This window comes from Arthrobacter sp. E70, from assembly GCF_058266945.1.
The window spans coordinates 264,921-272,147 of sequence record NZ_JBYQFR010000008.1 but is presented as its reverse complement, the minus strand read 5'-3'; the positions used below and the strand labels follow the sequence as shown (position 1 = coordinate 272,147).

General features: G+C 68.9%; 4 protein-coding genes and 1 pseudogene. 2 read left to right on the top strand and 3 right to left on the bottom strand.

The annotated features are described in order from the left end of the window. A pseudogene (locus AC3IMC_RS12755) lies at positions 1-111 on the bottom strand (lipoyl synthase); the annotation flags it as partial. Next, complete coding sequence (lipB, locus tag AC3IMC_RS12750; protein ID WP_490918920.1) at positions 108-785, bottom strand: lipoyl(octanoyl) transferase LipB; 678 nt, start codon at positions 783-785, stop codon at positions 108-110. The gene lipB and the pseudogene AC3IMC_RS12755, both read right to left, overlap by 4 nt. Before the next feature lie 126 nt (positions 786-911). Here lipB and AC3IMC_RS12745 point away from each other — a divergent pair, with 126 nt between their 5' ends. Beyond that, the gene (locus AC3IMC_RS12745) at positions 912-2,609 is read left to right on the top strand and encodes a serine/threonine-protein kinase (RefSeq protein ID WP_490918911.1); all 1,698 of its coding nucleotides are present in this window, start codon (positions 912-914) and stop codon (positions 2,607-2,609) included. A 65-nt stretch (positions 2,610-2,674) separates the two neighbouring features. Here the strand turns inward: AC3IMC_RS12745 and AC3IMC_RS12740 are convergent, their stop codons facing one another. Then, positions 2,675-3,583, bottom strand: coding sequence for a TIGR01777 family oxidoreductase (locus tag AC3IMC_RS12740; protein ID WP_490918919.1), 909 nt, complete (start codon positions 3,581-3,583; stop codon positions 2,675-2,677). Between the two features lie 72 nt (positions 3,584-3,655). Between AC3IMC_RS12740 and AC3IMC_RS12735 the strand changes: the two genes are divergently transcribed. Continuing rightward, the gene (locus tag AC3IMC_RS12735; RefSeq protein WP_490918910.1) at positions 3,656-7,180 is read left to right on the top strand and encodes a S41 family peptidase; all 3,525 of its coding nucleotides are present in this window, start codon (positions 3,656-3,658) and stop codon (positions 7,178-7,180) included. Positions 7,181-7,227: the final 47 nt, after the last annotated feature.

Sequence of the window (7,227 nt, the reverse complement as noted above, 5' to 3'; positions counted from 1 at the left end):
AGGCCCCATCTGGACCTTGGCCTTGATCCACTCCGGCTTGCGTTCGACCGGAACGGCAGCGTTGCGCTGCTCGATCCGCAGCATCTTCCGGCCTTCAGGTGCCAATGTCACAGTAGAGCTCCTTCAGGGCTCGAAACCAATGCTTCTTCGTGCTTGCGGAATTCCTCCACAAACCGGTCCACGATGTGGGCCGGATGGATGTCCTGGCCTGTCTCCAGGGACATCGTGGTCACCCCCGCGTCGGTGATGCCGCAGGCGATGATCTGGCCATATGGCGCGAGGTCGTTGCTGCAGTTGATGGCGACGCCGTGCATGGTGACGCCGTTCAGGACGCGGATGCCAATGGCGGCGATCTTGCGGTCCGGGCCCTTGGCGTCGGCCTTGATCCACACGCCGGCGCGGCCCTTGATGCGCTCGGCATTGATGCCGTAGTCCGCCAGGACGGTGATCATGATCTCTTCGAGGCGTTCAACGTAATCCCGGATGCCGGAGCGGTTCTTCAGCTTCAGGATGGGGTAGGCGATCAACTGTCCGGGCCCGTGCCACGTCAGTTTTCCGCCGCGGTCCACCGGAACGACAGGCGTGCCGTCGAACGGCCGTTCGTGGTCCTCGGTGAGCTTGCCGGCGGTGTAGACGGCGGCGTGCTCCAAAAGCAGGACGGTGCTGGGGGCAGCGCCGGCGACAACCTTGTCGTGGAGTTCGCGCTGGGCATCCCAGCCGTCCATGTAATCGACAAAGTCAGGGGCAAGACCCAGCTGTGAAAACTCAAGAGTCATGGCATCCAGCTTAGACCCCGCAGCCGCAGCGGCCCGGTTTAGTGTCCAAGCTCACCGCCCGCTCCCATTGTGACTGTTGTGGCGGGGCTGTGGATAACTTCTGCAGCCGGACGGAAACTCCGTTAGACATGATCCATGGATGATGCACAGGCACCTGAGGTGCCGGGGTACGACGTCGGCCGGCTGCTGGGCAGGGGCGGCAGCGCTGATGTGTGGCTGGCCAAGGAACAGCGGACCGGCCGGGACGTGGCACTCAAGTGCTTCCGGACTGGCGGCAGCAGGGTCAGGGGCAGCTCCCACATCACGGAGGACGACATGAGGAGGGAGATCCGCATCCTGTCGGTCCTGGACCATCCGCACCTCATCAGGTCGCACCATGCCGTCCCTTTGGCGGGTTCCGGCGACGCTGCGGCCCTGGCCATGGATTACGCCGCCGGTGGTTCGCTGGCACAGCTGCTGGGCGCCCGCGGCAGGATCAGCGTGGGGGAGACCGTCACGGTCCTGACTCCCATCGCCCAGGCGCTTGGCTACCTGCACGGGAAGGGCATCACGCACTCAGACGTAGCGCCCGGGAACGTGCTGTTCACGGGGCAGGGCAAGCCGATGCTCTCCGATGTGGGTGTTGCCCGGATGATCGGGGACCCGGGCAGCACGGAGCTTCCCGGCACCTCTGGCTTCCTGGACCCGGCACCCGTGGATGCCGTGCGTGCCGGGCTCCAGCCCGAACGGGACGTCTATGCGGCAGCAGCCCTGGGCTGGTTCTGCCTGACAGGCGAGGCGCCGGCCCGCACCGCCGAGCGGCCGCCGCTTTCCCTGCTGGTTCCCGGCGTTCCCAGGGAACTGGCCCTGGCACTGGAAGCCGGGCTCAATGAGGACCGGCGGCAGCGGCCCACGGCCATGGCACTGGCGACAGCCGTGTACCGCAGCGCCGCGCCGTTGCCGGTTGACCTCGCTGATGCCGTCCACCCCTCTGTGATTCCCGAACTGCTGACCCGCCGGCACGATCCGGGGCGGGACTCCGGCGCCGGGCTCACGGGCAAACTTCGTGGCATGTTCCGGCGGGCGACGTGCCGCCTGACCCGGCGGGCGCCGTCGGCCCCGAGGATGCCCTTTCCGCAATCGGCACGTACCGTCCCCGCCCGTGGAAAGCACGCGGACTCCCGTGCCTGTGGCTCTGCGTGGTCCAACGCACCGGTCCTGCGCGCCGCCGCCGTGCCGGTCCTGGCGGCAGCTGGAGCGGGAATCTGGTGGCTCGCGGCGCTAGCCGGCACCGCACCCGGCGGTCCGGCAGGCGGTTCCCGTCCCGAGCCGGCTGCGTCACTGGTTGCCGGCCCGGTCGCCGAAGAAGGAACGAGCGGCGACGATGAGACCAGCAGCAAGCGGAGCAGCACAGACGCGGCGCGGACCGATACTGCCGGCCTCGATGGTGTCCGCCGGCAAGCGCGGTCGACAGATCCGCTGCTGGCCGTGACCGGAATGGCCGCACTGCGGGACCATGCACTCAGCAGTGGCAGCCTGGAGCTGCTGGAGGCGGTCAACGCGCCCGGCTCACCCGCAGCTGCGGCAGATCAGCGTCTTGCCGGGCAGCTGGACGGTGCGGGCCTTCGGCTGGACGGATTCACCAGCACTGTGTCGGACCTGTCGGTCGATGACGGGGCAAGCCCAGGGCGCGCGGTGGTCGGGCTGACCTTGGCCACCTCCGCCTACCGGACGGTGGATGGCGGCGGCGCGGAGGTGGCAGCAGGTACTCCCAGCGCTGCCCAACGGCTCAGGCTGGTCCTGGTGCGGGTGGCCGAGCAGTGGAGGATCAGCGAGATCCTGCCCGGCGGCTAAGCTCCGGCTGCACGTCGAGCAATCCTCCCGCGAGCAATCCTCCCGCGAGCAATCCTCCCACGCGACTAGCCCCGGCCCCCGCTGTGCCGCCCTGCCACCCAGCGGGCCCCTGATTCCAGTTCCCTGTGCTGCCACTGGAAACCGGCGGAAGAAAGGACCGCGGGCTCCATGCGCTGGCTGTACAGCAGGAGCTCCTCGGCCAGGCCCGGCATCACGGTGCGCAGCACAGGGGCAGGCACGCGGAACACAGCCGGCCGGTGAAGAGCGCCCGCCAGGGCCGCGACGGTGGTGTTGACGTCCGATTGCTCGGGGGCGGACAGGTTGACCGGGCCAGTGACCGTGGAGTCGAGCAGGAAGAGGAAAGCGGCTGAAACATCGGGAAGTGTTACCCAGGGCCAGAACTGCCGGCCGCTGCCGAACGGACCCCCGAGGCCAAGGCGCAGCAGGGGGAGCAGCCGTCCCAGGGCCCCGCCCGAACGGCTGAACACTATCCCGGTACGCGGCGTCACGACGCGCACCCCGGACGGCGCCGCCAAGGCAGCCTGCTCCCACTCGACACAAATCCGGGCAAGGATGCCGGAACCGGCTGGCGCGTCTTCGCGCAAAACGGTATTGCCGGCATCACCGTAGTAGCCCGAACCGGACTGGCTGATGAACGTCTTCGGTGGGGAATCCAGCTGCGACATGGCCCGGACGAGGGTCCTGGTTGGCCCCAGCCGCGAACTGAACAGTTCCCTTACCCGCCTCCGCGTCCACGGCCTGTCCCCGATCCCGGCGCCGGAAAGATTCACGACGGCGTCGGCGCCGGCAAGTGCGTGCGGGTCCAGGGATCCTGTCGCAGGGTCCCAGCGGATCTCGGCCGCATGGGCGGGTGGGCGCCGTACCAGTGTCACCACCGAGTGGCCGGCGTCGTGGAAGGCCTTGGACAGGGACGTGCCGATGAGCCCGGAGGCGCCGGACATGACGATGCGCATGGTCCATCTCACCACGGCCACGGCCTCCCGGCACCTCCCGCGGCCCCGGGGAGGGTTGACTATGATCAAACGATGACCTCTTCGAGCTACCTCCGTTTTCCGCATGTGCACGGCGATCTGGTCACCTTCGTGGCCGAGGACGACGTGTGGATTGCGCCCCTGGACGGCGGCAGGGCCTGGCGTGTTTCCTCACTCCAGCTCCCTGCCCGCAACCCGCGCTTCACCCCGGATGGCCAACGCCTGGTGTGGAGCGTTGTTCAGGGAACGGCTCCGGAGGTCGTTTCAGCGCAGGTGGACGGCGGCGGCTACCGCCAGTTGACCTACTTCGGCCACAGCACCACCAAGGTGAAGGGTTTCACTGCCCATGGGGAGGTAGTGGTCACCAGCGCCTTCCGCCAGGCGGAGAGCCGGCATACCTACGCTTACAGCGTGCCGCTCGACGGCGGCTGGGCGCAGGAACTGCCGTACGGGCCGGTCGAATCGGTAGCCTTCGGACCGGAAGTGGGCGATGAGCGCCCGGTGGTGCTGGGAAGCGTGCTGTCCCGTGAGCCGGCGTGGTGGAAACGGTACCGTGGCGGCACTGCCGGCAAGTTGTGGATCGATACCGACGGCAATGGCGAATTCGACCGGCTGCTGCCGGACCTCGAGGGCAACCTCACCGACCCCCTGTGGGTGGACGGCAGGATCGCCTTCCTGTCCGACCACGAGGGCTACGGCAACCTGTATTCGGTCCTGCCCAGCGGCAAGGACCTGCGCCGGCACACTGACCACCAGGACTTCTACGTGCGGCACGCCGCCACAGACGGCAAGCGGGTCATCTTCGAGTCCGCAGGTGAACTCTGGGTCCTCCACGACCTGGGCTCGGACGCGGTCAAGCTCGACATCACCCTCGGCTCGGCCTCACAGAGCCGGCGGCCCGCGCTCCTCGATGCCGCCAAACATCTCGGAGCGGTGGTTCCGGACGGCACCGGCGCCGCCAGCGCTGTCGAGTCACACGGTACGATCCACTGGCTGCGGCACAAGGACGGCCCGTCCCGCATCATCGAGGCCACGCCCGGCGTCCGGGGGCGGCTGCCGCGGCCCCTCGGGGACGGCCGCGTCGCCTACATCGCAGACCACGACGGCGTTGAGGCGCTGCACATCAAGGACATCGCCGCTCCTGTCCTGCAGGGCACCGCAGGCGCGCCGAAGAATGACGTTACCGCGCAAACCGGCATTGGGAGTTCGGCGGCGACACCAGGCCACGCTCCGGGATCCGCGGAGGGGCAGGAACCGGTGCAGCTGCCACAGCCGGTGCCCGCGTCCGGTGCTGCAGTCCTCGCGGGGCACAGCAGCAGTCACGCTGCGGCCGACGACGAGCAGCAGGCCGATGTTGCCCCGGATACCTCGGCGTCCGTGGCAGACGCGCAGTCCGCCGTAGTGGGAGGGGGCATCAGCGTGCCTACGCCCGCGCGCGCCAGTTCCCTGGAAGCAAGCCCGGACGGCCGGTGGATCGCCCTCGGCACCTCATTCGGCGACGTGCACGTGGTGGACACACGCAGCGGGGACCTTTCGCAGGTTGCCAGCATCGGCGAAGGCAGCATTTCCGAGCTGGCGTGGTCTGCGGACTCACGCTGGCTGGCATGGTCGGAGCCGGTGACGTCCTTCGGGTCGCGGAGCAGACTGCGGCTTGCCACGGTGGACAACCTGGCTGCCGAACCGGTGGAGGTCACCGACGGCCGCTTCCGTGACGCGTCCCCGGCCTTCACCCCGGACGGTAGATTCCTGGCCTTCCTGTCCAACCGCAGCTTCGATCCCGTCTACGACGGGCACTCGTTCGACCTTTCCTTCCCCAGTCCCATCAAGCCCTACCTGGTGGCACTCGCCTCCGATACGCCGTCGCCCTTTGGCCCCTCGGTTGACCCCGCCGGCCCGGAGCCGGAAGCCGAAAGTGAGGCTGGCGGCAGCAGCGCGGCCAACAGCGGGGAAGACGCCGTCCATGTGGATGCGGAGGGACTGGCCCACCGCGTGATTGGCGTTCCGGTGCCGCAGGGCAACTACAGCTCGCTGAAGGCCGTTGACGGCGCGCTGCTGTGGCTCGACTCCGTCCTGGCCGGCGTCACCGGTGACGGCAAGGCCAGCCAGGAGGACAAGGACGCCCGCCCCAGCCTGGTGCGGTACGACATCGCGCAGCGCAGGAAGTCGACCCTGGTGGATTCGCTGGACAGCTACCGGCTCTCCGGCGACCGCAGCAAGGTGGTGCTGGTTTGCGACAAACAGGTCACCGTGGTCCCGGCCGACGCCAAGGCCGAAGAGGAATCCGGCAAGGTGGTCAAGGTGGACCTGGGCCGGATCCGGGTCATGCTGGACCCCGTCAGCGTCTGGGGACAGGCATTCGACGAAGCCTGGCGGCTGCAGCGCGACTTTTTCTGGACCGAGGACATGGCCGGCCAGGACTGGGAATCCATCCACGCCCGCTACCGCCCCCTGGTGGACCGGCTGGGATCCCACGACGACCTCGTGGACCTGCTGTGGGAACTGCACGGCGAACTGGGAACCTCGCACGCCTACGTCCGGCCCGCCGCCGTGACCGAACGCGGGAGCCGCGGCCAGGGGCGGCTGGGCGCAGACCTCGCCCACACCGCCGCCGGATGGGAAATCACCCGAATCCTGGCCGGGGAGTCCTCCGACCCCCTGGCAACCTCGCCCCTGACGCGGCCGGGCGTCGGGGCAAAGGCGGGGGACATCCTGCTGGCCATCGACGGCGTCCCCTTGTCCGGGAGCGTCACTCCGGCCATGCAGCTTGTCGGCGCCGCCGGCCGCGCCGTGGAGCTGACCCTCCTCAACGGCCCGGCACACGGCCCTGCCGCCGGCACCCAGCGCAGGGTCGCCGTCGTGCCCGTCAAGGATGAGGAACGTCTGCGCTACCAGGAATGGGTGGCCGGCAACCGGAGGACGGTCCGGGAAGCCTCCAACGGCACCTTCGGCTACCTGCACATACCGGACATGATGGCCAACGGCTGGGCGCAGCTGCACCGCGACCTCGACACCGAAACCGCATTGGACGGCCTGATTGTCGACGTCCGCCGGAACCGCGGGGGCCACACCTCGCAGCTTGTTGCCGAACTGATCGGCAGGAAGGTCACCGGCTGGAGCATGCCGCGCGGCGAGAAGCCCCGGACGTATCCGCACCACGCACCGCGCGGACCGGTGATCATCCTTGCCGATGAGTTTGCCGGTTCCGACGGGGACATCATCACCCAGGTCTCAAAGCTGCGGGGAATCGGACCGGTCATCGGCACCCGCACCTGGGGCGGCGTGGTGGGCATCGACAACCGCTTCGCGCTGGCCGACGGCACCGGGGTAACCCAGCCCCGGTACGCCACCTGGTTCGGTGGCGGTGTGGGCTGGAGCGTGGAGAACCACGGCGTGGACCCGGACATCGAAGTGGCGTTCCCGCCGCACGCGTACGCCGCAGGCCGCGATCCCCAGCTGGAATACGGCATCAGCGCCCTGAAGGAAATGATCCAGGAACTGCCCACCGACCGTCCGCCGGCCCGTGAGGGGTACCGCCGGCTGCGCCCGGCGCCCCTGCCCGCCCGCAGCCAGGGAAGCTAGCAGGCGCCTCCGGCAGCACTGCCGCCAGGGACCAGCTGCCGCCGGGG

What these genes read in the sequence shown, in the direction of transcription:
- AC3IMC_RS12745 (WP_490918911.1), top strand. Translation starts at nt 912, where the DNA reads ATGGATGATGCACAGGCACCTGAGGTGCCGGGGTACGACGTCGGCCGG.
- AC3IMC_RS12740 (WP_490918919.1), bottom strand. Translation starts at nt 3,583, where the DNA reads ATGCGCATCGTCATGTCCGGCGCCTCCGGGCTCATCGGCACGTCCCTG.
- AC3IMC_RS12735 (WP_490918910.1), top strand. Translation starts at nt 3,656, where the DNA reads ATGACCTCTTCGAGCTACCTCCGTTTTCCGCATGTGCACGGCGATCTG.